Annotated in this window: 25 protein-coding genes, 1 tRNA gene and 1 pseudogene; 12 read left to right on the top strand and 15 right to left on the bottom strand. The window is 67.0% G+C overall.

All coding sequences use genetic code 11. The features are described 5' to 3' along the window. Positions 1–79 precede the first annotated feature (79 nt). Together NJQ99_RS03860 and NJQ99_RS03855 are read right to left on the bottom strand one after the other, a co-directional pair. Positions 80–712, bottom strand: a complete 633-nt coding sequence (locus tag NJQ99_RS03860; RefSeq protein ID WP_269331475.1) for a sulfotransferase family protein — start codon at positions 710–712, stop codon at positions 80–82. Positions 713–964: 252 nt separating this feature from the next. Then, positions 965–2107 carry a helix-turn-helix transcriptional regulator gene (locus NJQ99_RS03855; protein ID WP_269331474.1) on the bottom strand — a complete coding sequence of 381 codons (1143 nt, stop codon included), beginning with the start codon at positions 2105–2107 and terminating at the stop codon, positions 965–967. A 197-nt stretch (positions 2108–2304) separates the two neighbouring features. Here NJQ99_RS03855 and NJQ99_RS03850 point away from each other — a divergent pair, with 197 nt between their 5' ends. The 9 genes and pseudogenes from NJQ99_RS03850 to NJQ99_RS03810 all read left to right on the top strand — a co-directional run bounded on the left by NJQ99_RS03850 (position 2305) and on the right by NJQ99_RS03810 (position 8677). Then, positions 2305–3351, top strand: coding sequence for a TRAP transporter substrate-binding protein (locus NJQ99_RS03850; protein ID WP_269331473.1), 1047 nt, complete (start codon positions 2305–2307; stop codon positions 3349–3351). Between the two features lie 45 nt (positions 3352–3396). Then, on the top strand, positions 3397–3873 hold the full coding sequence (locus NJQ99_RS03845; RefSeq protein WP_269331472.1) for a TRAP transporter small permease subunit: 477 nt from the start codon (positions 3397–3399) through the stop codon (positions 3871–3873). 7 nt (positions 3874–3880) lie between these two features. Further along, complete coding sequence (locus NJQ99_RS03840) at positions 3881–5182, top strand: TRAP transporter large permease (RefSeq protein WP_269331471.1); 1302 nt, start codon at positions 3881–3883, stop codon at positions 5180–5182. Between the two features lie 42 nt (positions 5183–5224). After that, positions 5225–6046: a phytanoyl-CoA dioxygenase family protein gene (locus NJQ99_RS03835; protein WP_269331470.1), complete on the top strand. Its 822-nt coding sequence runs from the start codon at positions 5225–5227 to the stop codon at positions 6044–6046. After that, positions 6046–6825, top strand: a complete 780-nt coding sequence (locus NJQ99_RS03830) for an HpcH/HpaI aldolase family protein (RefSeq protein ID WP_269331469.1) — start codon at positions 6046–6048, stop codon at positions 6823–6825. The genes NJQ99_RS03835 and NJQ99_RS03830 overlap by 1 nt, the downstream gene beginning before the upstream one ends. Positions 6826–6902: 77 nt before the next feature. After that, a pseudogene (locus NJQ99_RS03825) lies at positions 6903–7226 on the top strand (IS6 family transposase); the annotation flags it as partial. A gap of 231 nt (positions 7227–7457) precedes the next feature. Continuing rightward, a complete protein-coding gene (locus tag NJQ99_RS03820; protein WP_269331468.1) occupies positions 7458–7991 on the top strand; it encodes a hypothetical protein in 534 nt (177 codons plus the stop codon). Between the two features lie 99 nt (positions 7992–8090). Beyond that, entirely contained in the window at positions 8091–8405 is a 315-nt protein-coding gene (locus NJQ99_RS03815; protein ID WP_269331467.1) for an HPF/RaiA family ribosome-associated protein, read from the top strand. Continuing rightward, positions 8381–8677 (top strand): DUF2141 domain-containing protein, encoded by a 297-nt coding sequence (locus tag NJQ99_RS03810; protein ID WP_331283280.1) that lies wholly within the window; start codon positions 8381–8383, stop codon positions 8675–8677. The genes NJQ99_RS03815 and NJQ99_RS03810 overlap by 25 nt, the downstream gene beginning before the upstream one ends. Before the next feature lie 615 nt (positions 8678–9292). Here the strand turns inward: NJQ99_RS03810 and NJQ99_RS03805 are convergent. Beyond that, a tRNA-Lys gene (locus tag NJQ99_RS03805) sits at positions 9293–9367 on the bottom strand. Between the two features lie 157 nt (positions 9368–9524). Here NJQ99_RS03805 and NJQ99_RS03800 point away from each other — a divergent pair. Further along, positions 9525–10286, top strand: a complete 762-nt coding sequence (locus NJQ99_RS03800) for an SDR family NAD(P)-dependent oxidoreductase (RefSeq protein ID WP_269331466.1) — start codon at positions 9525–9527, stop codon at positions 10284–10286. A gap of 30 nt (positions 10287–10316) precedes the next feature. Here the strand turns inward: NJQ99_RS03800 and NJQ99_RS03795 are convergent, their stop codons facing one another. The 8 genes from NJQ99_RS03795 to NJQ99_RS03760 form a co-directional block, all read right to left on the bottom strand. Next, positions 10317–11033: an ABC transporter ATP-binding protein gene (locus NJQ99_RS03795; RefSeq protein ID WP_269331465.1), complete on the bottom strand. Its 717-nt coding sequence runs from the start codon at positions 11031–11033 to the stop codon at positions 10317–10319. Continuing rightward, entirely contained in the window at positions 11030–11809 is a 780-nt protein-coding gene (locus NJQ99_RS03790; protein WP_269331464.1) for an ABC transporter ATP-binding protein, read from the bottom strand. The genes NJQ99_RS03795 and NJQ99_RS03790 overlap by 4 nt, the downstream gene beginning before the upstream one ends. Then, positions 11806–12747, bottom strand: coding sequence for a branched-chain amino acid ABC transporter permease (locus NJQ99_RS03785; RefSeq protein WP_269331463.1), 942 nt, complete (start codon positions 12745–12747; stop codon positions 11806–11808). The genes NJQ99_RS03790 and NJQ99_RS03785 overlap by 4 nt, the downstream gene beginning before the upstream one ends. Further along, entirely contained in the window at positions 12734–13618 is an 885-nt protein-coding gene (locus tag NJQ99_RS03780; protein WP_269331462.1) for a branched-chain amino acid ABC transporter permease, read from the bottom strand. Before NJQ99_RS03780 ends, NJQ99_RS03785 begins: the two co-directional genes overlap by 14 nt. Positions 13619–13718: 100 nt before the next feature. Then, on the bottom strand, positions 13719–14918 hold the full coding sequence (locus tag NJQ99_RS03775; RefSeq protein WP_269331461.1) for an ABC transporter substrate-binding protein: 1200 nt from the start codon (positions 14916–14918) through the stop codon (positions 13719–13721). Between the two features lie 83 nt (positions 14919–15001). Then, positions 15002–15772 carry an SDR family NAD(P)-dependent oxidoreductase gene (locus NJQ99_RS03770; RefSeq protein WP_269331460.1) on the bottom strand — a complete coding sequence of 257 codons (771 nt, stop codon included), beginning with the start codon at positions 15770–15772 and terminating at the stop codon, positions 15002–15004. After that, positions 15772–17316 (bottom strand): class I adenylate-forming enzyme family protein, encoded by a 1545-nt coding sequence (locus tag NJQ99_RS03765; RefSeq protein ID WP_269331459.1) that lies wholly within the window; start codon positions 17314–17316, stop codon positions 15772–15774. Before NJQ99_RS03765 ends, NJQ99_RS03770 begins: the two co-directional genes overlap by 1 nt. 152 nt (positions 17317–17468) lie before the next feature. Continuing rightward, positions 17469–18917, bottom strand: coding sequence for a phenylacetate--CoA ligase family protein (locus NJQ99_RS03760; RefSeq protein WP_269331458.1), 1449 nt, complete (start codon positions 18915–18917; stop codon positions 17469–17471). 175 nt (positions 18918–19092) lie between these two features. Between NJQ99_RS03760 and NJQ99_RS03755 the strand changes: the two genes are divergently transcribed. After that, the gene (locus NJQ99_RS03755) at positions 19093–19740 is read left to right on the top strand and encodes a TetR/AcrR family transcriptional regulator (protein WP_269331457.1); all 648 of its coding nucleotides are present in this window, start codon (positions 19093–19095) and stop codon (positions 19738–19740) included. 16 nt (positions 19741–19756) lie between these two features. Here the strand turns inward: NJQ99_RS03755 and NJQ99_RS03750 are convergent, their stop codons facing one another. The 3 genes from NJQ99_RS03750 to NJQ99_RS03740 form a co-directional block, all read right to left on the bottom strand. Next, the gene (locus NJQ99_RS03750; protein WP_269331456.1) at positions 19757–20566 is read right to left on the bottom strand and encodes an MBL fold metallo-hydrolase; all 810 of its coding nucleotides are present in this window, start codon (positions 20564–20566) and stop codon (positions 19757–19759) included. Positions 20567–20681: 115 nt separating this feature from the next. Next, on the bottom strand, positions 20682–21764 hold the full coding sequence (locus tag NJQ99_RS03745) for an alpha/beta fold hydrolase (protein WP_269331455.1): 1083 nt from the start codon (positions 21762–21764) through the stop codon (positions 20682–20684). A 137-nt stretch (positions 21765–21901) separates the two neighbouring features. Further along, the gene (locus NJQ99_RS03740) at positions 21902–25024 is read right to left on the bottom strand and encodes a hypothetical protein (protein WP_269331454.1); all 3123 of its coding nucleotides are present in this window, start codon (positions 25022–25024) and stop codon (positions 21902–21904) included. A 169-nt stretch (positions 25025–25193) separates the two neighbouring features. Here NJQ99_RS03740 and NJQ99_RS03735 point away from each other — a divergent pair, with 169 nt between their 5' ends. Continuing rightward, the gene (locus NJQ99_RS03735; RefSeq protein ID WP_269331453.1) at positions 25194–25973 is read left to right on the top strand and encodes an SDR family NAD(P)-dependent oxidoreductase; all 780 of its coding nucleotides are present in this window, start codon (positions 25194–25196) and stop codon (positions 25971–25973) included. 4 nt (positions 25974–25977) lie between these two features. On the opposite strand, the gene NJQ99_RS03730 is transcribed toward NJQ99_RS03735, so the two are convergent. Continuing rightward, positions 25978–26439 carry a MaoC family dehydratase gene (locus tag NJQ99_RS03730; RefSeq protein ID WP_269331452.1) on the bottom strand — a complete coding sequence of 154 codons (462 nt, stop codon included), beginning with the start codon at positions 26437–26439 and terminating at the stop codon, positions 25978–25980.

The raw sequence follows: 26439 nt of genomic DNA, 5'->3' as shown, positions 1-26439 counted from the left end.
CCATTGGATAGCCCTCGCGCAGCGCTGTCGTGCCGCTCCGTTCGGATCCCCGACGCGCCGCAGCAGCGGTGTCCGCTCGTCACCCCGGCTCGCCACCGAAATGAGCCCAGAATTCATCCCTGGGGTTGCTTCGCGGGAAGGGAGTATCCGGAACAGGAACGTCCAGGAACCGGCAGAGCGGCTCCCAGCCATCGGCCACCCGGAACACCAACAACCGGTCCGGCGGAACAAGCTCGCGAACCCTCCGATTGTTGTCCCGATAGGCAGCGATGGCGCACGCGCGGTCGGTATGATCCGCAAAGGTGTCCTTGAGGAACCATCCCGACATCGTAGCGAAAATGTCTGCGATATGCGGCGGCAGGTCCATGTCGGGTGCCCGGGCAAAAAACTTGCTGATGGTCACGCTGAAGCTGTTCCACCAGTCCTCGTCAGGACGCTCGGTGTGTACCACCTTGGCATCGGGAAAGGCGGTCATGGTCTGTTGCCAGACGGCGGCGCCCGGCCAATCGACCTGCGCCCGGTATCCCTCAAACACGGCGGTCCAGTCTACGGGTTCGCCCGCGGCTATCGCCTTCCAGTGGGCCGGCTGGGCCGGGTTTTCCATTACCTCGACCATGTGGTGGCAAGGGCCGAACCCCAACTGCTCTAGCGCCAGCTTCGTCGACATCGTGCCTGTCCGTCCGAAGCCGGACCCGATGACCTTTAGAGACATGACGGGCTCCCCGATGAATTCCAAGGCGTGCAAGATACACCATCTTGCGACGGCACTCTCCGATCAAAGCGTGTTGTCCCGTCGGGGAAGGGACAGTTTCAAGGAAAGCCGAACCGCCGCCCTCAACACGTGGCGTCAACTCGGCGTAGCCTGACAGGCCCTTGCCCTGCGCAAACTGCGACTGGTTAGCTTTTGTCTGAGTGCACCAGCGCTTCCGCTGCGGCTGAGGCGAAGGCGCGGCCCCGGCCCCGCTCATCCGCGCCGCGGGATAGGCCCCAGGGCCGCGGCCGGACGGGACGCGGCATCGCCTTCGAGCGCGGGCCCGCGCAAAGCCTCGCGGACAAGGTCGGCCTGGCGTGAAATGCCAGTCTTGTTGAAGACGCTGCGCAGATGGCTCCGCGCCGTTTCATGAGAGATGCCGAGGCGCTCCGCCGCCACGGAGAGGCGCCAGCCATCGATGAGCTGCTCGGTCACCGCCGCCTCGGAGGGCGTCAGCGCGTGCAGCGCGCGCAGACCATCGGCGCACGCCCGCCCGCGCCCGCCAGGTTCGGCCACGAATGCGACAGCGAAGGGCGTGCCGTCGTCGAGGGACGAGGTTTCCGGTGCGGCGACCTGCAAGCTCAGGTGAAGCGCATCGTCCTGCGCGCCCGCGCCCGTACGGCCTGGAACCGCAGCCACGAAGCGCGTTTGCCCGTCGACCTTCCACGTCGCCAGCGCCTGCCCTCCCAGGTGGACGAGCGTCCGTTCGATATCCCAACCGGCCTGCGCGGACAGACGCGCGGCACATCGGTTCAGGGTCGTCACCCGCCCCTTCGGATCGACCAAGAACACGCCCCACGACAGAAGATCGACAGCCTTCTGGGCACCGGCGAACCCCTCGTGCTCCGCCTCGCGCAGGCCGCGTAGGCGGAAGGCCCGTCTCAGATGGGGGAGTAGGCTGCGGTAGCGGCGGATTTCCATCTTTCCGAATGGGCCGTCCCGGTGGGACCGGAAGACCCGCAGCCCCACAGCGCGCCGCCCGTCGGAATAGAGGAAGGCGCCGAGCGCGTGTTCGGTCCCGAGCTTGCTGTACAGTTCCCTGTAGGCTCGACTGCGGGTGTAGGCGCCGTAGTGCCGGATCATCGTGTCCGTGCGCACGGTCCCGACGGGATGGCGGACGAGGTCGTCGAGCCGAAGGTCGTCGCGTCTCAGGTCCGCAAGATAGGCGGTGCGATAGTCAGGGCTGACGCCGAACTCGTCGGCGAAGGACAATTGCCCGGTCTCACCGTCGTTGACGAGAACGAGTGCGCTGCTGGCGCAGCAGAAACTGGCAATGCCCGCGACGACGCGCGGCCAGCCGTCCCGAATGACACTGGCGTCGTAGATATGCTCGACCAGCTGATCCGGTGGCTGCATCGCGCCTGCCCCTCCGTCCAGAGTGGACAATCGAGGATGCAGGAAGGGGGCGTCCCTGACAACGCCAATACAGAAAAAGCTCACCCATTCGGGGGATGCCAGCCAAGCCGCCTTCCCTCTAGAGTGAACTTTGGTTCATCCGGAACCGGCAGACCCGGCTCAAGACAGAAAAAACAATCGGTGGGAGGGTAAAGCAGATGTCCAACGGAGACGTTACGACCAATCGTCGCACGTTCATGCTTGCGGGCGCCGCCGCGCCGGTGGCACTCGGCCTCGGAGCGGGAACGGCCCGAGCGCAGGAAACTTTCTCCTGGCGGTTCCAGACATTGTGGGCGGCCGGGTCGATCAACATGAAGATCTTCTCCGACTTTTGCACGAACGTCGCGAAGATGAGCGGCGGCCGCCTGACCATCGAGCCGCTGGCGGGCGGTTCCGTCGTCGGTGCGATGGAGCTTTACGATGCGGTGCAGACCGGCATCCTCGACGGCCAGAACGGCGGCGGCGGCTATGTCGCGCAGAAGGACATCGCCTTCGTCATGCTGGGCGACCTCGCCGGGGCCTACGAGCGGCCCGACCAGATGCAGGCCTGGTACGAGTACGGCGGCGGCAAGGAACTGGCGCGGGAGCTTTACGCCGCGCACGGCACCTATCACGTCGGCCTGGTCTGGCATGGCATGGAGTCGATCCCGAGCAAGGTTCCGATCAACGGCACCGCGGACCTGAAGGGCGTGAAGATGCGCGCACCCGCCGGTGCGGTGAGCAAGATCCTGGAACGCTTCGGCGGCGCGCCGGTCAGCATTCCCGGCGGGGAGGTCTACACCTCGCTGGAGCGCGGCGTGCTCGACGCGACCGACTGGGGCACGCTGTCGATGAACACCGACCTCGGCTTCCAGAAGGTCGCGCCCTACGCGCTCTATCCCGGGTTCCACTCGATGCCGGCGACCGACATCGTCGTCAACATGGACCGCTGGAACGCGCTGCCGGACGACCTGAAGGAAATCCTGACGGTGGCCACGCGCGACTTCGGGCGCGACATGTATCAGCGCCTGATGATCGAGGATCAGAAGGTTGCGCAGTCGGCCGGGGGCATGGGCCTGACGCTGATCGACTGGCCGCAGGAAGACCGCCGCCGCTTCCGTGCCACGGCCTCCGAGGTCTGGCAGGAACTGGCCGCCGACTCGCCCATGGCGCGCAAGATCGTCGACAGCCAGACCGACTTCCTCAAGCAGATCGGCCTGATCTGAGGTGAGGGTGGGCGCCCGCAGGCGCGGTGAACAGGGGACCCGGTCGTGCGCGATCCAATGAGCCGTTTCTCGGCAACGCTCGGGGAGTGGATGGCTCCCCTGTTCCTCGTCGCCGTGCTCATCTCGGTTTACGAGGTGGTGCTGCGTTATGCGTTCAACGCGCCGACGGTCTGGGTCCACGAACTGACCGTGCTCCTCAGCGCGGCGTGCTTCGTGGTCTCCGGCCTCTATGCCCTGGAGCGCGAGGAGCACATCCGCGTCACCGTCATCAGCGATCGCCTGCCGCGTCCCGCGCGGCGGGCGGTCGCGCTTCTCAACATCGGGCTGGCGATGGTCTTCCTGCTGGCCATCGTCTGGGGTGGCTGGTCGCACGCGTGGGAGGCGTTGTCGAACTGGCACCGGACCCGCACGGCCTTCAACTCCCCCACCCCTGCGATCCTCAAGCCGCTGATCGTACTGACGGCGGCGGCGATGGTCCTGCAAATCCTGGTCAACTGGTGCCGCAACGGCCCGAACCGGTAGGCGCCACATGGATATCGGCACCATCACACTGCTCATGGGAGCGGCGATCGTCCTGCTGATGATGCTGGGCGTGCACCTGGTCTTCGTGACCGGGTCGGTCGCGGTCGTCACGGTCCTGCTGACCTTCGGCCCCAACGCGCTGCCGCTGATCGCGAGCCGGATCTACTCCACCGTCGACAATTACGCCCTCGTCTCGGTGCCGATGTTCGTGATGATGGCCGGAATCCTCGAGCGTGCGGGCGTAGCGCGGGACCTCTACGACGCGATGCACGTCTGGTCGGGCAAGCTGCGCGGCGGGGTCGCCCTTCAGACCATGATCGCGGCGGTCATCATGGCGGCGATGACAGGCATCGTCGGCGGCGAGATCATGCTGCTCGGCATGGTGGCGCTGCCGCAGATGTTCCGACTGAACTACGACCGCAAGCTGGCGATCGGCACGATCTGCGCGGGCGGGGCGCTTGGCACGATGATCCCGCCTTCGCTCGTGCTCATCATCTTCGGCCTGACGGCCAGCGTGTCGATCGGCGATCTCTTCCTCGCCTCGATCGGGCCCGGCCTGCTGCTGGCCGCGCTCTATCTCGCCTATATCTGGGTCCGCTGCTGGCTGAACCCGGAGCTTGGGCCCGTCTCGAACGAGGGGCAGAACCTCAGCCTCGCGGAAAAGATCGCGCTGCTGCGCGGCCTGGTTCTGCCGGTGGGCGTCGCCGCCCTTGTCCTCGGCAGCATCTATGGCGGCGTTGCCTCGGTCAGCGAAGCGGCCGCCGTTGGCGTTGCGGGGGCCATGATCTGCGCGGCTGTGCGCAATGCGTTGACGGTCGAACTGATGGTCGCCGTGCTGCGCCAGACCATGCGGATCTGCGGCACCATCCTGTGGCTGACCTTCGGTGCAAGCGCGCTGATCGGCGTCTACGGCCTGATCGGCGGGACGAAGTTCGTGGCGGGCCTCATGGCGGGTCTGCCGCTCAGCCCGCTCGGCATCATCATGGTGATGATGCTGATCGTCTTTGTGCTCGGCACGGTGATGGACTGGATCGGCATCTGCTTGCTGACCATGCCGATCTTCGTGCCGCTGGTGAACGAGCTGGGCTTCGACCCCGTGTGGTTCGGGGTGCTGTTCTGCCTGAACGTCCAGATCGCCTATCTCAGCCCGCCGTTCGGACCGGCGGCCTTCTTCCTGAAGAGCGTGGCCCCGCCCGACGTCACGCTGCAGGAAATCTTCGCCGCGATGATGCCGTTCATCGCCCTCCAGATCGTCGCGCTCGGCGTGCTGCTGTTCTGGCCGCCGCTGGCGCTGTGGCTGGTGGGCTGATGGCTGGCGGCGCGCGCCCTCTCAAGTGAAAGGACAAGACCCATGCAACTCACCCCTGAACAGATCGCGGAATACAACGACAAGGGCTATGTGCTGGTCCCCAACCTGCTCGATGCCGAGGAGCTTGCCGTGCTCGACGAGGCGGTGCGCGAGGTCGGCCAGCGCGACGGGCCCGAGGTCAAGCGCGAGAAGAACGGCGAGCCGCACGTCGTCTATGGCATGCACCTGATCGACGAGCGCTTCCGCGCCCTCTCCCGCCACCCGCGCCTGGTAAAGCTCGCCGAGCAGATCCTCGGCAACCACATCTACGTGCACCAGTCGCGCGTGAACGTGAAGCAGATGGGCGGCGCCATCGTCGACTGGCATCAGGACTTCGGCACCTATCACAGGGTCGATGGCGTGCCGGAGCCGAAGGGCCTGATGATCTCGATCCTGCTCGACGAGGTGACGGCCTGCAACGCGCCGCTGATGCTCGTGCCGCATACGCAGCACGCAGGCATCGTGCAGGAGGCGCGCGTCAATACCGAGGCCGAGGATCACGACGCCGCGGCGAAGTACCGCTACGACATCCCGCTGGAGACGCTCGACGCGCTGATCCGCGAGAACGGGCTGGAGGCGATCACCGGACCCGCGGGTTCGGTGCTGTTCATGAATATGAACGTGGTACACGGCTCCACGGTGAACATCACGCCGCTGCGCCGGGTGATCCTCTATCTCAATGTCTGCACGGTCGACAATCGCGGAGAGACCTTCGCCCGGCCGGAGTATCTCGCGGCGCGCGACTTCTCGCCCATCGTGCCGCTCGACGAGGATTGCCTGCATCGCTTCCGCAAGGCGGAAGCCGCGAAGGAGGGCGCACGCTGATGCGCACCAATCCGGTCAAGGAAAAGCTCCAGCGCGGCGAGGCCGCGTTCGGGACCATGGTGTTCGAGCTTGTGGCGCCCGGCCTGCCCGCCATCCTCTCGGCCGCGGGCGCCGAATACGCGCTCTACGACATGGAGCACAGCGGGATCTCGGTGGAGGAGATGAAACGCCAGTTCGCCTATGCGCGTGGGCTGGACCTCGTGCCGATCGTGCGCCCGCCCGGCAAGCAGTATCAGTTCGCCGCGCGCCTGCTGGATCTGGGAGCGATGGGCCTGATGTTCCCGATGGTCGAGAGCGCGGAGGAAGCCGCCGAGCTCGTCTCCTGGACCCGCTACCCGCCGAAGGGCGTCCGCGGCGCCATGTTCGGCGGCGCGCACGACGACTATGCCGCCGGCGACATCGCGGAAAAGATGCGGGTGGCGGAGGACCGGACCATCGTGCTGGCCATGATCGAGACCGAGAAGGGCGTCGCCAATGTCGACGAGATCCTGGCGGTCGACGGGGTGCACGGCGCGCACCTCGGGCAGTTCGACCTGTCACTGTCGATGGGCATTCCGGGTCAGACGGACCATGCGCGGATCGAGGCGGCGGTGGACGCCCTGCTCGCGGCCTGCAAACGGCACGGCAAGTTCGCGGCCTGCATGGCGCCGACCGTCGAGATAGGCCGGCACTGGATGTCCAAAGGCTTCCGGATGGTCTCCTACTCCTACGACATCGGGCTGCTGGCGGGCGGCCTCAGCGAGGGTCTCCGCCATCTCAGGACCGCCTCCGGGGACTGAGAGCGCGCGCGGGGAACGGCGGGGCTTGTCAAAGGAAAAGCGTTGAACCCGCCGGGCGGCATCCCTGGCCTCCCCGGATGCCCAGCCCCTTCCGCTATTTCATGACATCGCCCGAGGTCATCCGCCTCGCGGTCATGATGCACGTCCGGTTTCCGCTTTCCTTAAGGAACGTCGAAGACCTGCTGCATGAGCGAGGCATCGACATCAGCCACGAGACGGTGCGGTTCTGGTGGAACAGGTTCGGGCCGATGTTCGCCGGCGAGATCCGCAGGAAACGGGCCCAGTTCCTGCGCGGGTTTCGCCAGTGGCGATGGCACCTGGACGAGGTCTACGTGAAGATCGGCGGCGAGATGCATTCCCTCTGGCGCGCCGTCGATCACGAGGGTGAAGTTCTCGAGGCCTGGCGCTCTACATGGGCGGCGGACCAGCCGCCGCATATGGTGCAGACGCATTGCGGGCCTGCGACACTTTCGCGGCTGCCGCCGATTGACGCTTGATCCATTGTACTCGAAAGCCCGGCAGCGAGACCCGCAGGCACAACTCGACTCTGCTGCCGCCGAGGCCGACCGCTGGCGCCTTGCATGTGCCATGACGCCGCTGCGCTGATCCACATCAGTCCGACAGAAACAACGATGGAGTACAAGATGTCCCAGGCGCGACAGGCCGGGATGCAGCCTGCCGCGTGCAAGGCGTTCGGACCGTCACACGCGCTCCATCAGCCTTGCTGGAAAGGGAACGGCTTCATGGCCAGAGTGAATGAACTTCGTGGGGGCAGAACCCCGTTCGACGCGTTTCTCTTTGCCAGCGTCGGAGAGGACCGGAATGGCAACATGGTCACCGTTCTTTCGGCATTGGCACGGCTCGGATTCGATCCCTGGAACGAGGCTGCCAATCTCGCCGGTCTGACGCGCGACGGCGCGCGCGCCCGTCTCGGGGGACGGCTGGAACGGTTTGGCGATGTGCCGGCGCTGCGACGCGATCATCGGGAGATCGCGCAAAGGCTTGTCGACCTGCTGCCTCAACGCTCCGCCCGCAGCGGTCAGCGAAGCCGCGTGGCACGGTCTCCAGGCGTCTCGTTGGGCGTCGTCCCGGTCGTGGCACTCATCTTGGGTCTTCTCGTGCTGGTCATGGTATTGTTCCGCGGTACGAACGGCGGCGGAAGCTGAATCCGCGACACGGCAGACCGGTTCCGGCGGGGCCCTCGACAACGCATCCCGAAGCCTGCCACGATGCCTGGGCGAGCGATCATTCACGTGAGGAGCGACATGCAGTTTCAGCTCAATACGGATGCCAACATCCAGGGTGATGACCGATTGGCTGAAGTGGCCGAAAGCACCGTTGCTTCGGCACTTGGACACCTGACAAGCCGCCTGTCGCGGATCGAGGTGCATCTGGCCGACGTCAACGGTGCCAAGGGCGGCGCCGATGACATTCGCTGCACCATCGAGGCGCGGCCCGAGGGGATGCAGCCGCAGACCGTCTCCCATCATGACGCGACTGTCGAAGCAGCCCTGCGCGGCGGTGCAAGGAAACTTCGTTCCCTGCTGGACAGCGAATTCGGAAAGCTTGGGCGGCGCTGAGGCCCGGCAGATCGGCGGGGACCAGGCGGGCGAGACAGGGCTCACAAGGTTTCGGGTTCTTTCGGCTCCCGCCCGGAGAGTACGCGGTCATCGTGTTCCACGACGAGAACGACAACGGCCTGCTGGACACAGGCATCTTTGGAGTGCCAGTCGAAGGCTATGGCTTCAGCAACAATGCCGAGGGGTTCCTGAGCGCGCCGGCCTGGCGTGCCGCTCGCGTCGTGCTCGGCAATGCCGACCATAAACGCATCGCCATCTCGCTCATCTATTGAGCGGACGGACCAGCTTGGCGGGTGATCTCACCTGAGGACGGACACGTCAGCACAACGGTTGAACTGAGCATCGGCCGATCGCGTTGCGGGGTTTGGTGATGTGTCCGGCGTGTTGACGCGGCGCGCATGGGCGCAGGCCCAGATAGAGTTCGCCCAGACGGCCCCCCCGAGCATTTCGCTACTCGGGGCGTCGCGGCAGCACCCCTGCGGTGTGCGCGGGGTTGGTTTACTATCGTCAAGCATACGACATGTCTGGCGCAACCACTTGTCGATGTCGCATCTCATGCGACGAACTCTCGCAAAGCAAAGTGACCCGCCCCGATGCGACGATCCCATTTCAGTCTTAGTGCATGTCCGGTCTTGGGACTATGGCTGGGGTGGTCGGGGTAGCCGATGCTCATGATTGCTCCCTCCAGGACCCGCACGAGTTCGAGCTTCGCGCAAAGGTCGTCTTCGATCGGCTTCAGGGCTTCAGGGCTTCAGGATTGATGGGGCTATTCGTGGTCACGGTCGCCTCCTTGGGCTGGCGTTACCCCTGACGTTACCCCTGAGCAATTCAGGAGCAGCGCCGCCGCTGCCGGAGGCTGACAAACTGCTGATTTTCTGGATTTTCCTTGGTGAGCGGGGTGGGGATCGAACCCACGACCAACTGATTAAAAGTCAGTTGCTCTACCACTGAGCTACCCGCCCGACCGCGGCGGACAATAGGCAGGCCGCGCCGGGGGGTCAAGCGTCCGGGGACGATATTCCGGCATGGCCTGCGTGCGCGCCCATTGCCCGGATTCTTTCTAACATCCGTTCGGTTCGTCGGTTAGGATGAGGCAAAAGACCGGGAGGGAGAACGCACATGGCGGTCGAGACCGTTTTCGTGGCGGGCGGCGGCCGGGGTGTCGGCCGGGCCTGCTGTCTGGAGTTCGCGAGCCAGGGCGCCAACGTCGCCTTCATCTACCATTCGAACGAACAGGCGGCGGAGGAGACGCGCGCAGCCATCGAGGCGGCGGGCGGAAAGGGCCTGGCGCTCCGCGCCGACATCCGCGACCGGGCGCAGATCGAGCGCGCGTTTGCAGCCTCGCTGGAGGCGTTCGGTCCGCTGGACACCTTCGTCCATACCGCCGGCAGCCTCGTGAAATGGACGCCCGTGCGCGATCACGACCCAAACGAATGGGTCGACTTCATCGCGACCGACCTCTGCGGCGCGTTCCATACGATCCAGTCGGCGGTGCGCCAGATGCGGCAGGCGGGAAAGGGCGGCGCGGTGCTCGCCATCTCTTCCATCGCCGCGCAGATGTGCCAGCCGAAGAACAGCCAGGGGGCTGCGGCGAAGGCAGGGCTCGAGGCGCTGATCCGCGTGCTTGCCAAGGAGGAAGGCCGCCACGGCATCCGCGCGAACGCGGTCTCCATCGGCCTCACCGACACGGACATGACGGCGGACGCGCGCGCCGCGTGGGGCGACGAGGCCATCGAGCGGATCATCAAGGGCTTCCCGATCCAGCGCATCGGCCAGCCCGAGGAGATCGCCCGCGTGGTCCGGTTCCTGTGCGGGCCGGATGGCGCCTACATCACGGGCAAGGTGCTCCAGGTCGACGGCGGTCAGTTCATCGCGGGCTGAATACGCGGAGAGACGCGCGCGGGGCCTCGCTCAGAGGCCGAGATAGGCCTCGCGTACCTTGTCGCTCTCCATCAGCTCCGCGCCCGACCCGCTGAGCGTGATCTCGCCGTTCTCCAGCACATAGGCCTTCTCGGCCAGCTCCAGCGCCATGTGGGCGTTCTGCTCGACCAGCAGGATGTCGACGCCATTGGCCGAGATGGTTCGGATGATCTCCGCAATCGTCTCCACCACCGTCGGCGCGAGCCCGATCGAGGGCTCGTCGAGCATGAGGAGCTTCGGCGCGGCCATCAGCGCGCGCCCGACCGCCAGCATCTGCTGCTGCCCGCCCGAGAGCGACCCCGCCTGCTGCTCCAGCCGCTCCTTCAGGATCGGGAAGTAGGTCAGCACCTTCTCGAAGTCGGCGCGCACCGCGGCCTCGTCCTTGCGGGTGTAGGCGCCGGTCCTCAGATTGTCGCGCACGCTCATCGTCGGGAAGAGGCGCCGCCCCTCCGGCACCAGGGTAAGCCCCCGCAGCACGACCTGGTCGGCGCTGAGGCCGGTGATGTCATCGCCACCGAAGCGGATGCGCCCGCCCGTGGGCTTCAGCAGGCCCGCCACCGCCTTCATCAGTGTGGTCTTGCCCGCCCCGTTGGAGCCGACGATGGTGGTGATCTGCCCGCGCTCCACCGCCAGGCTTACGCCGTCGACGGCCGGCACGCCGTCATAGGCGATGTAGAGGTCCTCCACGACCAGGACGGGATCTGTCATTTCTGCTTACCCAGATAGGCCTCGATGACGGCTTCGTTGCGGCTCACCTCCTCGGGCTTCCCCTCGGCGAGCAGACGGCCGTAGTTGAGCACGAGGATGCGGTCGCAGATGCGCATGACCGCGCGCATGTTGTGTTCCACGAGCAGGATCGAGATGCCAAGCTCGCTGCGGATCATCTCGAAGAGGTCCAGGGCCGTCTTCACCTCCTGCCCCTGTAGGCCGGTCAGCGGCTCGTCGAGGCAAAGAAGCGTCGGGCGCGTCGCCAGCGCGATGGCGATGGAGAGCATCCGCTGGCGGCCGTGCGGCAGGTTGCCCGCCTTCTCGTGCAGATAGTCGGAGAGACCCGTCAGTCCGGCGGTCTCCCGCACCCGCGCCATGCGGTCGGCATGGCTGCGCAACTGGTGGGAGGTGGCGACGAGGATGTTGTCCTCGACCGTCATCTCGGCCAGCAGGCTGTCGTGCTGGAAGGTACGGACGAGGCCCATGCGGCTGATCTGCAGCGCGCTTTTCCCCGTGATCTCCTCCCCGCAGAACCAGAGCCGCCCGCCCGAGGGTCTGTAGAAGCCGGAGACGACGTTGAAGGTCGTGCTCTTGCCCGCGCCATTGGGGCCGATCAGGCCGAGGATCTCGCCCTTGTGCATCTCGAAGCTGAAGTCGGCGACGGCGACGAGGCCGCCGAAGCGCCGTTCGAGCTTCTCCGCGCGCAGGATGACGTCGCCCTTGTCGCGCTGGGCGTAATCCTCGTGCGGCTCGTGGGTCTGGATGTTCGCGGTCATCGTGTCCCCTCCCCGCCCTTGCGCACCGCGACGCCCGCGACCCGCGCGGCGATGCCGACAAGCCCCTGCGGCATCAGCAGGATCGCGCCGATGATGATGGCGCCGTAGAAGATGTTTTCCTGCATCCCCAGGCCCGCGACCCATTGCCCGGCGACGGTCAGCAGCACCGCCCCCACGATGGGGCCGAGCGCGTGCCCCTCGCCGCCGATCTTGACATAGGCGAGCGCCAGCACGGCCACGAAGAAGGTGAAGTCGCCCGGCGTGATGACGCTGTTGGCATAGGCGTGCAGGCCGCCGCCGAGACCCACGGCGGCCGACGCGATGATCACGCACAGCACCTTGAGCCAGGTGACGTTGAGACCGACCGAGCGGACGATGTCCTCGTTGTTCTGGATGGCCTTGAACAGCCGGCCGAGGTTCGTCTTCTCGATCCAGAAGAGCGCCAGCAGGGTTCCTCCCATGATCGTTACGACAAGCGCCGGGAACCAGGGGTCGAGCGCCATCGGCGGGAAGATGCCGATGAGACCCGAATTGCCGCCGATCGCGTTCGACTTCGAGTAGACGAGGCGGACGACCTCCGTGAAGGCGAAGGAGATGAGCAGGAAGTACGGACCCTTGGTCTTCAGCGTGATCCAGCCGAACAGCGCGCTGACCGCTGCGGCCACGAGCGGCGCGGCCACGATGGCCACCAGGAACGGCCAGTCGTAGATCGTCGTCGCGATGCCGACCGTATAGGCACCGATCCCGAAGAAGGCCGCCGTCGCGATGTTCAGCTCGCCGATCAGCAGCACGAAGCGCAGCGATGCCGCCAGCAGCGCGTTCGTGAAGATCCAGACGACCACCTGCACGTAATACGGGCTGTCGGCGAACAGCGTGAAGGCAATGGCGCCGAGGCCCGCCAGGATGCAGAGGGCGAGCCCCGCCTTACCGTTCAGCATGGCCCATGATCCCCTGTGGACGAAGAAGCAGAACCACCATCACCAGCACGAACATAGCGATGGTGGCGGTGGAGTTGTCGAAGTAATAGCCGCCGACGCTCTCGATGAAGGCGATCAGGAAGGCGCCGATGATCGCGCCCCCCACGCTGCCGAGGCCCCCGACGATGATGATGATGAAGGCCTTGATCAGGAACTCGTCGCCGATGACCGTCGTGATCGCGTGCACCGGCGCCATCATCGCGCCGGCGATCGCCGCCAGCACCGTGCCGATCAGGAAGCCGTAGAGCGCGACGCGCCGGAACTGGATGCCTTGCAGCATCGCCGCCTCCTGGTCCTCGGCGACGGCGCGCAGCGAGAGGCCGAGCTTGGTCTTCTGGATGAGCCAGTAGAGGCCCACCGTGACCCCGACCGCGACCACCACCAGAAGCAGCCGCTGACCCGTGATGTAGGCGCCGAAGATCGACAGGTTGACGTCGATCAGCGGCGGCACCTTCTGCGGCGCGCCGCCGAAGATCGCCAGGTAGGAGCCATTGAGGAACAGTACGAGGCCGATCGACAGGATGAACGAGCCGATCAGGTCGCGCAGGAATTTCTGGAAACCGAACTGGTAGACGACGATGCCGATCACCGCCACGACGGCCAGGGCCGCGACGAAGGCGATCAGGTAGGCCGCCCAGACCGGCAGGCCGAGCTGATACATGGCCGGCGGCATCACGGTGGCGATGGCCAGCGCCGCAGCGGTGAAGAAGGTTCCGTGCGCGAAGTTCACGACCTTCATGACCCCGAAGATCAGGGTCAGGCCGAGCGCGAACAGCATGTAGACCGAACCGATCTGCAGCGTGTTCAGAAGCAGCTGGATGTAAAGCGTCATGTCCCGGCGTACCGTTGGCGCAGCCCGTCCTGTCGGTGCCGCACCGGCCCGGTGTGTCCCGGGCCGGCGCAACAGCCGTCGAGAGACCGCGTGTCCGCGATCAGTTCTTCAGGCGCTTGTCGAGTTCCGGCGGATTGACCCGCTTCACCTCGACGACCTTGCCGCCCTGCACCTGCGTCACGATGGTCGGCAGGAGCATCTGCTGCGGATTGCCATAGGTGTCCGCACCGCCGAAGGCCGTGGGCCCATAGGACGACTCGAACACGATCTTCGGCAGCGTCTCCGCGATCACCTTCGGGTCGAGGCTGTCGGCCGTCTCCGCCGCGGCCTTGAGCGCCATGATGGCGTCCCAGGTGCCGATGGTGATGACGTTGAGCGGCTCGCCCAGCGCCTTGCGGGCACCCTCGTTCAGCTCGCGCTGGATCGGGGTTGCCGACGGGCCGTCATAGTCCGCCGCGAGGCCCATGTAGACGCCTTCCGCAGAGTCGCCCGCGGTCTTCACCAGCGCCGACGAGGACGTGCCGGCGGACACAGACTTGATGCCCTTCCAGCCGAGCACGCTCAGCTCCTTCAAGATCGCGCCGGCATCCGTCGGCGGGGCGGCGGAGAAGTCCACGATGTCGGGATTGAGGCTCGCGATCTTCGTGGCGATCGGCTGGAACTCCGTCGTGCCGCGCTCGTACCAGTCGCTCGAAAGCACCTCGACGCCGAGGCTTTTCCAGGTCGCGACGGCGGGCTTCTCGGTGTCCTGGCCGGTCGCGTCGTTCGGGCTGATCAGCACCACGGACTTGGCGTCGGGATGCTGCTGCTTGATGTAGCCGTAGAGCTGCGGCAGCACCTCGAACGGCGTGTTGATCTGCGTGAAGGTCAGCGGGAACTCGGGCCCCTTGACGCTCTTGCCCCACGCGGTGGTGAAGAGCAGCACGCCCTTGCGCTCCGACAGCGCCTGCAGCGCCCGCACCGGCGCGGTGCCGAGGCTGCCGACAATGTAATTGACATTGTCGCGGTTCAGCAGCGTCTGGGCGACCTTCGCGCCCTCGGTTGCATTGTACTTGTTGTCGTAGGTCAGGATTTCGAGGTTGTAGGACTTGCCGCCAACCTTGATTCCGCCCTCGGCATTGATCTTGTCGGCAGCCTGCTGGGCCGCCCACTCGAAGCCGAGGCCCCAGGACGCCGCGGCCCCCGACATGGGCGCGGAGATGCCGAGCTTCAGCGTTTCCTGCGCCGACGCCCCGGAGAGCGACGAGAGCGCAAGCGCCGCAGCGGTCGCCGTGACTGCTGCAATCCTTTTCAGTGACATGGTCGTTCCTCCCAAGATCGAACTCATTTGGTCTTGTTGTTGTGATTGGGTCCCGCCTTCGCGGTACCGGTCAGGACGCGGCTTCAGAGCGTTGCCCAGATCCCCCCCGAAACAGGCAGGATCGCGCCCGTGATGAAACTCGCCTCCGAACTCGACAGAAACAGGGCCGCGTTGGCGATGTCCTCGGGCTTGCCGAGGCGCTTCAGCAGCGAACGCTCCGTATACTGCCGCACCAACTCCGGCGCGGCGCGGTCGATCACCGATGTCTGGATCAGACCCGGCGCGATGCAATTGACCGTGACCGCGGGCGCAAGCTCCATGGCGAGCGAGCGGGTCAGCGAACTGACCGCCGCCTTCGCCGCGGCGTACTCCGGCTGGTCCTTGTCGCCCGCATAGGTCACGGACGAGATGTTGAGGATACTGCCCGCACCCCGCGCAACCATGCCGGGCGCGACGGCCTGCACCATCCAGAACAGCGCCTTCAGATTGAGGTCGAAGGTGGTGTCGAGACGCTCCCGGCTCATGCCCAGTATCGGCATGGCGAGCGGGCCGCCCTTGATGCCGCCCACCACGTTGACGAGCACGTCCACGGGGCCGAGCGCCGCCTCGATCTCCGAGGCCGCCGCGCGCGCCTCCTCCTCCTCGACCGCGTTCGCCCGCACCGCCGCGATCCGTGCGCCGGGAAACGCCGCCGTGAGGTCGTCTCGCACCGCGCCGAGCCGCGTGCCGGAGATGTCGACGAGGCCGAGTGCCGCTCCCTCCTCGGCAAAGCGCCGCGCGATGGCGCTGCCCATCGGCCCCCCTGCGCCCGTCACCAGCGCGACCTTGCCTGCGAGCCTGCCCCCCGCGCCCATCACGCAAGCTCCTTCAACTGGCCGGCCTTCGCCCAGTCCCGAAGCTCCCGCTTCAGGATCTTGCCGGAGGGGCCGAGCGGCATGTCGTCCACGCCGAACACCTTTCGCGGGCATTTGTAGGCCGACAGGTTCTCCCGGCAGAAGGCGATCAGCGCCTTGCCGTCGAGGCTCTTGCCCGCATTGGGGATCACCACTGCGACCGGGATTTCGCCCTTGGTCTCGTCCGGCAGCCCGATCACCGCGCAGACCCGCACGTCGGGGTGGGTGTAGAGCAGGTCCTCCACCTCCAGCGGGTAGATGTTGTAGCCGCCGGAGATGATGACGTCCTTCTTGCGGTCGACGATGAAGAGGTATCCATCCTCGTCCACATAGCCGAGGTCGCCGCTGAGCCAGCCCTTCGCCGTGAAGGTCTTCGCCGTAACCTCCGGGTCGTCCCAATAGCCGCCGCCCACCGTGTCGCCCGAGATGCGGACCTCGCCGATCTCGCCCGTTGGCTGCACCTTGCCGTCGTCGTCCACGATCTCGATGCGCGTGCCGCCGATGGGCAGGCCGGCCGAGCCCCGCTTGCGCACGCCGACCGCGGGCTCCGCGGTCACATAGCCCGACACCTCGGTCGCGCCATAGACCTCGACCAGCGGCGCGCCCAGCGTCTTCTGGAACTGCTCGACGATGTTGGGAGAGACAGGCGCCCCGCCCGTCGCACCCAGCCGGATCGAGGAGAGATCGTGGCGCGCAGGATCGAAATCGCGCAGCAGGTAGAGGAACATCGTCGGCGAACCCGCGATATAGGTCACCTTGTGCCGCGTGATCTTGTCGAGCACCTCGGCGGTGTCCCAGCGCTCCATCATCACCATGGTCGCGCCCATGAAGATCGCGCCGTTCATCATCACGGTCGCGCCGAAATTGTTGAAGATCGGCAACGCGCAGAGGAACACCTCGTCCGCCCACAGGAAGCGGCCGTGCACCGCCATGTCGCGCAATGTCGCGTAGAGGCTGCCCTGCGTCTGGATCGCCCCCTTGGGCGCTCCCGTCGTGCCGGAAGTGAAGAACAGCGCCGCCGGGTCTTCCGCCCGCCCGGCGTGGATCGGGTATTCGGGTGCGGCCGCCGCCATCGCGGCCTCTACGTCTTCCGCCCCTTCCTGCCGCCCGCCAGTGCAGAGCAGCGTCGCGGGCCTGCCGAGGCGGCCGGCAACGTCGCGCGCATAGGGCAGCGTTTCCGGCGTCGTCAGCATCAGGCCCATGCCCGTGCGCCCGACAATCATCTCCAGTTCGCGCTGGCGGTTCATCGCGCTGATCGGCGCCGCGACCGCGCCCAGCTTCTGGCAGGCGTAATAGCCAACGGCGAGCATCGGCACCGAGGACATGTAGAGCCCGATCACGTCCCCCGGCTTCGCGCCCTTGCCCGCCAGCACGTTGGCAAGCCGCGCGGCCCGGCGGTCGAACTCCGCAAAACCGATGGTTTCCGCCTCCGTTACGATGAACGGACGGTCTCCCAACAGCCTGGCCGAGCTCGAAAGGCTCTCGGCGAGAGTCCGCAACGTCATTCCTCCCTGACACCCGCTTTGCGCGGATCGCTTATTTGTCCGTACTTCATCACAGTCCCGGCGCTCAGGCCAGCATTTTCTAACTACCGTTCGGTATGGAGAATGCCTCCGGCTCGCAAAGGCGGCGCCCGCCTGCACCTTGATTCGGCGTGCTATTTCGCCTTGTTGCGCAGGTCGAGAAGACGCCGCGGCTTGCCCTCACGGCCGAGGTTGGCCTTCTCGTCGAGCGCGCCCGGTTCGACCAGCCGGACGGCGACCTTGAGGCCCAGGTCGGCCTTCAGCCGCGCCTCCAGGTGCTCCCGCAGACCGTCGAGCGCACCGGCGTCCTTTCGCACCTCCACCTCGACCGTCATCGTGTCGCGGATCACGCGGTCCTTCACCTCCCGCTCCGCGATGCAGATCCACTCGCCCGTGGTGCGCGGATCGGAGCGGACGGCCGACAGGCAGCCCATCGGGTAGATGTTGTTGCCGCGGATCTTCACCATGTCGTCGCTGCGGCCGAGGAAATGGTCCATGCGCCGGAAAGAGCTTCCGAGCGCGCTCGGCGTGCCGTTGGACACGATCCGGCCGAGGTCGCGCAGGTTGAAGCGGATGATCGGCGGGATGCCGCGGAACAGCGAGGTCGCAACCAGGTTGCCGGGCTGTCCCGGCTCCACCGGCTCGCCGGTTTCGGTATCGATGACCTCGATGAAGATGCAGTCCTCCATCAGGTAGAGGCCGTCCTTGTCCGGCCCCTCGAACGATGCATGCGAGATCTCGTTGGTGCCGTAATTGTCGTAGACCGGGCAGCCGTAGAGGTCTTCCAGTTCGCGCCGCAGGGCGCCGTCCGTGTCGGGCCCCAGGTAGGTCGGGATGAAGCTCAGGCCCAGTTCGCGGATGTCTCGGCCGTATTCGTCGCGCGCGACCTTGGCAAGCTGGGTCAGGTACTCGGGAAAGCTCATGATGATGTCGGTGCCGAAGTCGAAGGCGGTCTCGACCTGGCGCAGGCTCGTCGTCACCACGCCCGATCCCGTCGTCACCGGCATCACGCCGAGGTAGTTGTGCGCCGCGTGGTAGTGCACCCAGGCAAGGTTCGCGAGCGAGCAGGTCGCAGGGATCTGCATGATCTGGCCCGGCCGAGCGCCCTGGATATAGAGGCTGCGGGCCACCTGCAGGCCGTTCATCTCCCACTCCAGCGCGCCGAAGATCGTCGGCCGTGGCTTGCCGGTCGTCCCCCCGCTCGTCTGCACCTTGAGCGGATTGCGCGTGAGTTCCTCACGCACGTCGACGCCGGTGAAGCCGCCGAACGGAGGTGCCTCCTTCTGGCTGTCCTTGATGTCGTCGGAGTTGAACATCGGCAGCTTGCCGATGTCGTCGATGGAGCGGATGTCGCCCGGCTCCAGCCCCTTCGACGACCAGAGCCTCCGGTAGAACGGATTGCTCCAGCCATGCTTCACGACCTTGAGGAAGCGCTCGTTCTGCAGTGCGCGCAGCCGGTCGGCGGGCCATTTGAAGATCGTCTCGGCATAGACGTCGGGTGCCGGAAACTCCCGGTCGAACCACTCCCAGTCGATGGCGTTCCGATAGAGCGGAAGCCGGCTGCGGGGAAACGGCGATTCCATGGGCGTGTCCTCCAGCATCCTTCCCCGGGGCGTTGTGCCTGGTACGCCGCCCCTTGTCCCGTGCGGCCCCCTTGCAGGCCGCCCTTGGCAGGTTTGCAGCCGTCAACTGCCCGCCCCGCCTTGATTGTCCGGTCATTTAACTATCTAATGACCGTTAGATTCAATAGTCCGGCTCATGAGCATGAGGCAGGTCACCCCCGCACCCGGAAAAGCCTCCGGCACGCCCAAGAAGGCGGATGTAACGCGCGTGCAGATCCTGCTCGCCGCGGCGCAACTGTTCAGCCAGAAGGGATATGCGGAGACCACGCTGCGCCAGGTGGCGGAGAAGGTCAGTCTCAAGCCCGCCAGCGTCTATTACCACTTCGAGTCGAAGGAGCAGATCCTCGAGGAGGTGCTGAACGCCGGCATCGTCTACATCAAGACGTCGGTGGAGACGGCGCTTGCCGGTGTGCCCGCAGACGCGGCGTTCCGCGACCGCTTCAATGCCGCCGTGCGTGCGCATCTTCGGGTGATGCTCGACCACCGGGACGAGGCGGGCACCTACATCCGCGTCTATTCGAACCTGCCGCCCATCGCGAAGTTCCGCAGCCGCAAGGCCCGGCAGGAATACACCAACATCTGGCGCGCGCTGCTCGAGGATGCGCAGGCCCGCGGCGACATCGCGCAGGATGTGGATCTGGGTCTCTTCCTGCCCTTCATTCTCGGCGCCATGAACCGTGCGGCGGAATGGTACACACCCAAGCGCGGCACGATCCCGCAGCTTGCCGACCTCATCACCCGCCTCGTGTGCGACGGCGCTGCGCCCCGCCGCGCCGCACTCTAGCGCGGACCGGGGCGCCTCAGTTCAGGATTCCCCACGGCACCAGCACGGTCGGGCGGTCGGGCAGGCTCTCGATCGAGACCTCGATGACCTCCGCGGGTGCGAAGCCGATCTCGAAGGCCTCGCTCATTCCTGCGAGAAAGCGCTGCAGCGAGCTTGTCCCGAAGAAGTGCATGGGGATCACGATGCTGGCCTTGAGGTCGTTCAGCACCTCGATCATGGAGGCGATGTCGAGCGTGTAGCTGCCGTCGACCGGCGCGAACACGACATCGAGGCGGCCGATCAGCGCCCGCTGCTCCGGCGAAAGCGTCTGGTGCAGGTGCCCCAGGTGCCCGATGCAGAGGTCTGCAACCTCGAAGATGAAGATCGAGTTGCCCGCGGGCTCCACCGCCGCGGAGCCCCATCGGCGGATGTCGCTCGGCACGTTGCGGATGTAGACGTCGCCGACCAGCAGGTCGTGCATCGCCGGGCCGTCGCCAGCCGGATTCCAGCCGCGCAGGACATGCGCGATCGCCGGGTCGGGATAGTCGGTGTAGTGCGTCTCGTGCGCGTGATTCATCGTGACCACGGTCGGCACGGGACCGGGACCGGCATAGCCTGCATAGTCCGTCGCGATCACCACGCCCGCGGGTGTCTGCACGCGGAAGGTCGAGTGGCCGACATAGCGGATCTGGACGGTTTCTGCGGCCTGGACCAGCGTGAGGCTGGCAGGCAACACGCGCGCAGGGCCTTCCACGAAGGCAAGACATTTGCTCGCCTCCGCCGGACCGGCGCCGGGGGACAGGAACGCGAACACGGCAAGCAGGACGAGCATGGCAATGCGGCGCATGACCCTCTCCCTTGTCGCATGGGGCGTGTGGACGGACGTGCCGGTCAAGCGCGCGCGCCCTTGTTTTCAGAAAGGTATCGCAGCGGGGCCGCGCGGCAACTCCAGACTGCGACCGTCAGGCCCTTTGCCCCTTCAGCCAGCGCGCGATCCGCCGCCAAGGGCCCGAAAGCGTGCGCGAGCCCATGAACAGGGACAGATGCCCGCCGCCGGTCCTGATCTTCACGACCTCCCCCCGCGGTGTGCCGACGAGACGCGCGGCCGCGAACACCTGCGCGGGGGGCGCGACCGTGTCCGCCGCCCCCGCCAGCAGCAGCAGCGGCGCGCGCAGGTCGCCGAGCGCAATCCGGCGCCCCAGCGCCACGAACTCCCCGCGTGCGAGCTTGTTGGCCTGGAAAAGCTCGCCCGCCACCTGCCTCAGGTATCCGCCGGGCAGGTCCACGACCCAGGCATTCCATTCCGAAAAGCGCGCGAGCAGGTCCGGCGGCGGCGAGCGGGATTGCAGGATGTCCGCGGGCAGACCGCCGGACAGCGCGTCGAGCCCGCCCATCTGCCAGAACCTCAGCATGGCCTCTCCGCGGACGATGCCGCCGCCCGCCTCGATCATGGCTTCGAGCGCCTGTTGCGGGCAGGCCCGTGCCGCAGCCGTCAGCGCGGAAGGACCGGCCTCCATATCCACGGGCGCGCCCGCGCAGACGAGGCGCTCCACTTTCTCTGGATAGCGCGCGGCGAACATCATCGCCAGCACGCCCCCCTGGCAGATACCGGCGAGGCGCACACGCCCGCCCAGTTCCTCCACCGCCACGAGCAGATGCGCGAGATGGTCGTCGATGCCGGTGCCGCGCCGCTCTGGCGTCGCCGAGGGCCAGGAGAGCAGCGCGACCTCCCCCACCCCCTCGGCGACCAGCCGCTCCACGAGGCTGTGCCCGGGCGCGAGGTCGGCGACGAGCGGCCCGTGCAGCGCCAGCGGCGTGACGATCAGGACCGGCGGGCCGGTGCCTTCGGAAAACCTGTGCAGGCGCATCGCCGGCAGGTCGAGCAGACACTCCGCCGGCGTCGTCCAGGTGGGCTCGTCCCCCGGCGCAGCGCCCTCGTGGGGTCTGAGGACGGCAGACGCCGCGTCGAGGCCCGCGCGTCCCATCTGTGCGGCCATCAGCCACGGCCACATCCAGGGCTGCTTCAGCCAGGCGTCGTCGGCCATCGGGCGCCCTCCCCCATCCGGGGCGCGCCGGCGCGCACACCCCGCAAGCGAGGCCGGAGACCGGCGCGCAACATCGAGAGGCCATCAGACCCCGTCCGTCACGCGCCCGCCTTGCGCCCGATCAAGGCCGGGGGGGATCAGTCCTGCTCGCCGATGTCCAGAAGCTCCCACGTCCTGGCACGGGGGTCGTATTCGACCTCAAGATGCAGGTCCTTGCCCTTCAGGTCCGCAGCCTGCTGCGGCGACAGGAAACCGTCGACCGTCAGCGTTTCCCCGGTGTTGGGATTGGACAACCTGATCGATCCATTGTCGGCGGAAATCAGCCTCAGCCCTTCGAAAACCTCCTCCCGCGGCTGGAGGGCGACGGGCAACTCGTCCAGTCCCGTCGTCCCGTCGGGCCACTCGGCCACGTCTGCGTACCCTTCGGCGACGTCGACCGCCGAATGCACGTATCTCACGGCGTCATCGAGGGTGCGCCCCTCGGGCAGCGTGTCCCCGAACACCACTCCCGCCTTCTGCCATTCCCCGATCCACTCGCCCAGGTCCACATCGTCCGCCGAGGCGCCGCCGGCGACGAACTCCTTGATCATGCCCTCCAAGACCTGCGCGTCAGCGCTGCCGCCGCCGAGTTGCGTGATCTGGGCGGCTGCGTCCGGCGGCAGGGTATATTGCGCAGGCTGTATGACAGCGGCAGGCGCCGCATCGGCCGGTGTCCGCGGCTCAGGCGGCGCGAGCAAGCGCGCATATGCATCCTCAGGCCTCGCCCAGGTCTGGTAGTGCTGGTCCGGCGGCACGATCGTGGCCGTGCCGGCGTACTGCGGATCCACCAGCGACCCGGTCGGAACCACGCTTCTCCCACCCATGGGATCGCCAAGGTCATCGAAGGCGATGGTTTCGGGCGGCAGCGACCCGTCAGCTTCGGGAATGTAGTTCACCTGCTTCGTGACCGGCTGCGTCAGATAGACGGGCAGCCCCTCCGCCTCATAGTCCATGTCCGAAGCGCCCGAGAGCTGGTATCTGTAGAAGCCGGTCCCCTCCTGCATCCCGGCGCCGTAATGCGTGTGCGTCACGGACCGGCCGCCGGTGCCGTCGGCAAGCTGCTGGTCCATTCTGGCATTGGCGTACCCGATGTCCCCCGACGAGAAGAAGCCATTGGGGACGAGCTGCCCATCGCGCGTTGCCTTGATCGGGTGAGTATGGGCCGTCACAAGATCGAAGTTGCTGAGGCTGCTATCCAGCACGGCTCCCTGGGGCTGCATCGAGACCTCGCCCGATCCGCCCACCGAGAAGCCGACGAGGCGGTAGGGCGCATCCGGCTGGTTGGCCGGCCGGGCATAGGCGGTTCCGAACTCGATGGAGTTGGTTGGATCCGTCCCCAGCGCCTGCGTCCCCAGTTCACGCATGGCGGGCAGGATCTGGCGGGTCATCGCCTCGTCGAGCTGGTCGGCGGGGATAAGCTCGGGCATGGCGAGCGCCCGCAGATCCGGGTTCGCGTCGAGCACCTCGAGCGCCGCCGTCTGCTGCGGCGTCAGCGCATTCTGGCGGAACGCATCATTGTCGAGCACCGCCCCGACGTCCGTCTGCGGATAGAGGGTCAGGCTGCCGCTGTCCGGCAGGCTGAGCTGGGTGACCATGGACACGTCGAGGTCTTCGGGCGTCCACACGAACCCGTCTGTGCCGGGCTTGAGCGCCAGGCTGTCCTGATAGAACGAGCCCCCCCTCTTCATGTGCACGACGGGCAGGTCTTCCGGCGCAACGTCGCGGATCACGCTGGGCGTCTGCGGGGCCTCGACGCCCGTTCCGAACACATTGCCCGTGCGGGGTCCGGAATTGAGCGCCTGCGTGACCTCCGCGCCCCCGTCGCCGCCCGTGGACGATGGCGCCGACATGAAGGAGTCCGGCGCATCCACCTCGTCCAACGGGACGTACTGCGCAGAGGGCGCACCCTGCGCCGGTGTCCGGACCGGTACGCCCGCATCGCCGCCCTGCATCGGGGGAACGGTGGGCTGGATGTCCGGCGCACCGCTCAGCCGGACCGGAGCGACGGTCGCATCCGGTCCGTCGAGCAGGCTGGCACCGCCACCCGCTCCCGGCGGCGGCACATCGTCCGCCACCGTCGCCGCGCGCACCGTCACGGTCGCGGCAGCGTCGTCGGGCGCTACGGGGGCGCTGAAGGTGCCATCGCCGCGCGCGGTCCAGACCGGCGCATCGTCGGCCGCCAGCGCCGGCCGTGCGGGCACATCGTCCGCCAGGCGAATCGGGCCGCCCGGCAGGTCGTCCAGCAGGCCGGCCCGCCCCGCCGCGGACGCGGTCCCGGCCGCACCGGAGAACGTCGCCTCCCCCAGCCCCGCGACGCGGTTGGTCATCGCGCCGGTCTGGAACGACTGGCTCTGCATCCAGGCGCCGTCCGGGCCGCCGTAGGTAGCGTCGATCTGTTGCTGGTAGGCTTGGCCCGCCTGCGTCAGCGGCGTCCCTGCGTCCCCGGGCAAGAGGTTCAGCCCCATGCCGGCAAGCGTCATCGTTCCGGCCACGCCGGACGCCGTCTCGTGCGCGAAGCCCGCCGCGAACTGCAGCGCCGGGTTGACAGGGCTGTCGTCCGGTTCCGGGAACACATAGCCCTCCGGCAGCGCGCCGATCCGGACCGTGTTCGGGTCGGTATAGACGTTCTGAAGCGCCGCGCGCGGATCGGGCGGCAGCTCGCCCGTGACCGGATCGATGAGGGCGAGATCGCTGATCACCGGGCCATTGGCCGGGATGCTGGCTGTGGCAGCAGGCTGGCTCGGCACGATACCGGGCATCGCGCCGATGTCGTCGAGCGCGCCGTCCACATCCATCGGGTTCTGGATCGTCTCGCCGGTGATGAGGTTCGTGGGCTGCGTCCCCGGCGTCAGCGGCGTGAAGGGATCGCCGTAGGTCACCGTATCCGGCAGGTCGGCAGGCGCGTCCCAGTCGACCGAAGGCATCGGGATCTGCGCGGGTGGCGGCGCGGTGCCGTTGAGCGTATCGAGGAACGGATCGTCCGCCGCGCCCTGCAAGGCGCTTTGCATCGAGGGGTTGGGTGTGAAGTCGGCATCGGACGGCGGCACATACCCGCCTGTGTCCACGACCTGCGGCCCCGAAAAGGAGAAGTCGTCCACCCCCTCGACCGGCATCTGGACCTGCGGCCCAGTCATGTCCGGCAGCGAGAAATCATCCAGACCGCCGCCCAGGTCCGCGGGCGGCATCGCATCGGGCACACTGCCCCCATCGAAATCGGACATTGCACTACCCCACTGATGTATTAGCCGCCGATCAGCTTAGTTAACGTTTCATTTTTGCACAATCCGCAATTTGAGTCCTGAATGCGGATTAGCTTTTCCGCTTCTGCGGCTCGGGACGCACGCCTAGACTGCCCTCAGGGACACCGCAGGAAGACGGGAGGAACGGGGGATGTCAGCCAGGCCGCTGGAGGAGTGTGCGACGCTGATCGTCGGGGGCACGGGCGGAATCGGACATGCGTGCGCGCGGGCTCTGCTGGCGTCGGGCGTGCCGCGCATGGTCCTCGCGGGCCGCTCGGCAGAACGCGGCGAGGCCGCGCGCGCCGCGCTGGCAGACGCATTCCCGCAAGCCGACGTCGCCTTTCTGCAATGCGACGCGCGCGATCCGCTGGCGGCGCAGGCCATGGCGGACGCGGCGGCCGACCGGATGGGCGGCATCGACGTGCTGGTGAGCGCGGGCGGCGGGGAACCGACGCCGCGCCTCCTCCACCTCACGCCCATCGAGGAGATGATGCCGATCCTGACGAGCCTCGTGGCCGGCATCACGCATCCGGCGCGCGCGGTCCTGCCGCACATGACGGCGCGCGGCGGGGGCTCGGTCGTTTGCTTCGCCTCGGACGCCGCCAAGGTTGCCACCCCCGGCGAGACGGTCGTGGGCGCGGGCATGGCGGCCATCGTGATGTTCTGCCGGGGCATGGCGTACGAGGCCAAGCGCAACGGCATCCGCGTCAATTGCCTCACCCCCAGCGTGGTGCGGGGAACGGGTCTTTACGATCACCTGATGGCCGACCCGTTCTGCAACCGGATCTTCGGCAAGGCGGAAACGCTCGCAAGCCTCGGCGTCGTGGAGCCGGAGGATCTCGCGAGCATGGTCGTCTACCTGGCGGGGCCGGCGTCAGCCCGGATGACCGGGCAGACGATCAGCATCAATGGCGGGATTTCGGCAGCCTGATCGGTCAGGCGGCCTTCTGCGGGCGCTTCATCATCAGGGCCGCACGCTCGCACGAGCCGCACATGACGCCGTCCTGGTTGAAGACCTCGTGCTTCAGCGTGACAATCCCCTCGCCCGGGCGCGACTTGCTCTCGCGCTTGCCGAGCACGGTGGTGCGCACCTTGACCGTGTCGCCCTCGAACAGCGGGTGCGGGAAGGTCACGTTCGTCATGCCGAGATTGGCGATGGTCGTGCCGAAGGTGGTGTCGTTCACCGACATGCCGACCATGAGGCCGAGCGTGAAGAGGCTGTTGACCAGCGGGCGCTTCCAGACGCTCTTCGCCGCTGCGTGAGCGTCGATATGCACCGGCTGGGTGTTCATCGTCAGCAGCGAGAACCAGCGGTTGTCCGCCTCGGTGATGGTGCGCGTCCACTCGTGATCGAACACCATGCCTTCCTCGAAATCCTCGTACCAGAGCCCCGCCAT

The sequence above is a fragment of the Futiania mangrovi genome (assembly GCF_024158125.1).
Taxonomy (GTDB): domain Bacteria; phylum Pseudomonadota; class Alphaproteobacteria; order Futianiales; family Futianiaceae; genus Futiania; species Futiania mangrovi.
The sequence above is the reverse complement of the archived record's forward strand: the minus strand, read 5'-3'. Positions and strand labels throughout refer to the sequence as shown.

Excerpts from the sequence above, each read along its gene's own strand:
- NJQ99_RS03775 (WP_269331461.1), bottom strand. The coding sequence starts at position 14,918 with ATGTCACTGAAAAGGATTGCAGCAGTCACGGCGACCGCTGCGGCGCTT.
- NJQ99_RS03740 (WP_269331454.1), bottom strand. The coding sequence starts at position 25,024 with ATGTCCGATTTCGATGGGGGCAGTGTGCCCGATGCGATGCCGCCCGCG.
- NJQ99_RS03780 (WP_269331462.1), bottom strand. The coding sequence starts at position 13,618 with ATGACGCTTTACATCCAGCTGCTTCTGAACACGCTGCAGATCGGTTCG.
- NJQ99_RS03760 (WP_269331458.1), bottom strand. The coding sequence starts at position 18,917 with ATGGAATCGCCGTTTCCCCGCAGCCGGCTTCCGCTCTATCGGAACGCC.
- NJQ99_RS03735 (WP_269331453.1), top strand. The coding sequence starts at position 25,194 with ATGTCAGCCAGGCCGCTGGAGGAGTGTGCGACGCTGATCGTCGGGGGC.
- NJQ99_RS03770 (WP_269331460.1), bottom strand. The coding sequence starts at position 15,772 with ATGGGCGCGGGGGGCAGGCTCGCAGGCAAGGTCGCGCTGGTGACGGGC.
- NJQ99_RS03800 (WP_269331466.1), top strand. The coding sequence starts at position 9,525 with ATGGCGGTCGAGACCGTTTTCGTGGCGGGCGGCGGCCGGGGTGTCGGC.
- NJQ99_RS03750 (WP_269331456.1), bottom strand. The coding sequence starts at position 20,566 with ATGCGCCGCATTGCCATGCTCGTCCTGCTTGCCGTGTTCGCGTTCCTG.
- NJQ99_RS03855 (WP_269331474.1), bottom strand. The coding sequence starts at position 2,107 with ATGCAGCCACCGGATCAGCTGGTCGAGCATATCTACGACGCCAGTGTC.
- NJQ99_RS03730 (WP_269331452.1), bottom strand. The coding sequence starts at position 26,439 with ATGGCGGGGCTCTGGTACGAGGATTTCGAGGAAGGCATGGTGTTCGAT.
- NJQ99_RS03795 (WP_269331465.1), bottom strand. The coding sequence starts at position 11,033 with ATGACAGATCCCGTCCTGGTCGTGGAGGACCTCTACATCGCCTATGAC.
- NJQ99_RS03820 (WP_269331468.1), top strand. The coding sequence starts at position 7,458 with ATGGAGTACAAGATGTCCCAGGCGCGACAGGCCGGGATGCAGCCTGCC.
- NJQ99_RS03785 (WP_269331463.1), bottom strand. The coding sequence starts at position 12,747 with ATGCTGAACGGTAAGGCGGGGCTCGCCCTCTGCATCCTGGCGGGCCTC.
- NJQ99_RS03830 (WP_269331469.1), top strand. The coding sequence starts at position 6,046 with ATGCGCACCAATCCGGTCAAGGAAAAGCTCCAGCGCGGCGAGGCCGCG.
- NJQ99_RS03860 (WP_269331475.1), bottom strand. The coding sequence starts at position 712 with ATGTCTCTAAAGGTCATCGGGTCCGGCTTCGGACGGACAGGCACGATG.
- NJQ99_RS03840 (WP_269331471.1), top strand. The coding sequence starts at position 3,881 with ATGGATATCGGCACCATCACACTGCTCATGGGAGCGGCGATCGTCCTG.
- NJQ99_RS03815 (WP_269331467.1), top strand. The coding sequence starts at position 8,091 with ATGCAGTTTCAGCTCAATACGGATGCCAACATCCAGGGTGATGACCGA.
- NJQ99_RS03790 (WP_269331464.1), bottom strand. The coding sequence starts at position 11,809 with ATGACCGCGAACATCCAGACCCACGAGCCGCACGAGGATTACGCCCAG.
- NJQ99_RS03745 (WP_269331455.1), bottom strand. The coding sequence starts at position 21,764 with ATGGCCGACGACGCCTGGCTGAAGCAGCCCTGGATGTGGCCGTGGCTG.
- NJQ99_RS03765 (WP_269331459.1), bottom strand. The coding sequence starts at position 17,316 with ATGACGTTGCGGACTCTCGCCGAGAGCCTTTCGAGCTCGGCCAGGCTG.
- NJQ99_RS03850 (WP_269331473.1), top strand. The coding sequence starts at position 2,305 with ATGTCCAACGGAGACGTTACGACCAATCGTCGCACGTTCATGCTTGCG.
- NJQ99_RS03835 (WP_269331470.1), top strand. The coding sequence starts at position 5,225 with ATGCAACTCACCCCTGAACAGATCGCGGAATACAACGACAAGGGCTAT.
- NJQ99_RS03755 (WP_269331457.1), top strand. The coding sequence starts at position 19,093 with ATGAGCATGAGGCAGGTCACCCCCGCACCCGGAAAAGCCTCCGGCACG.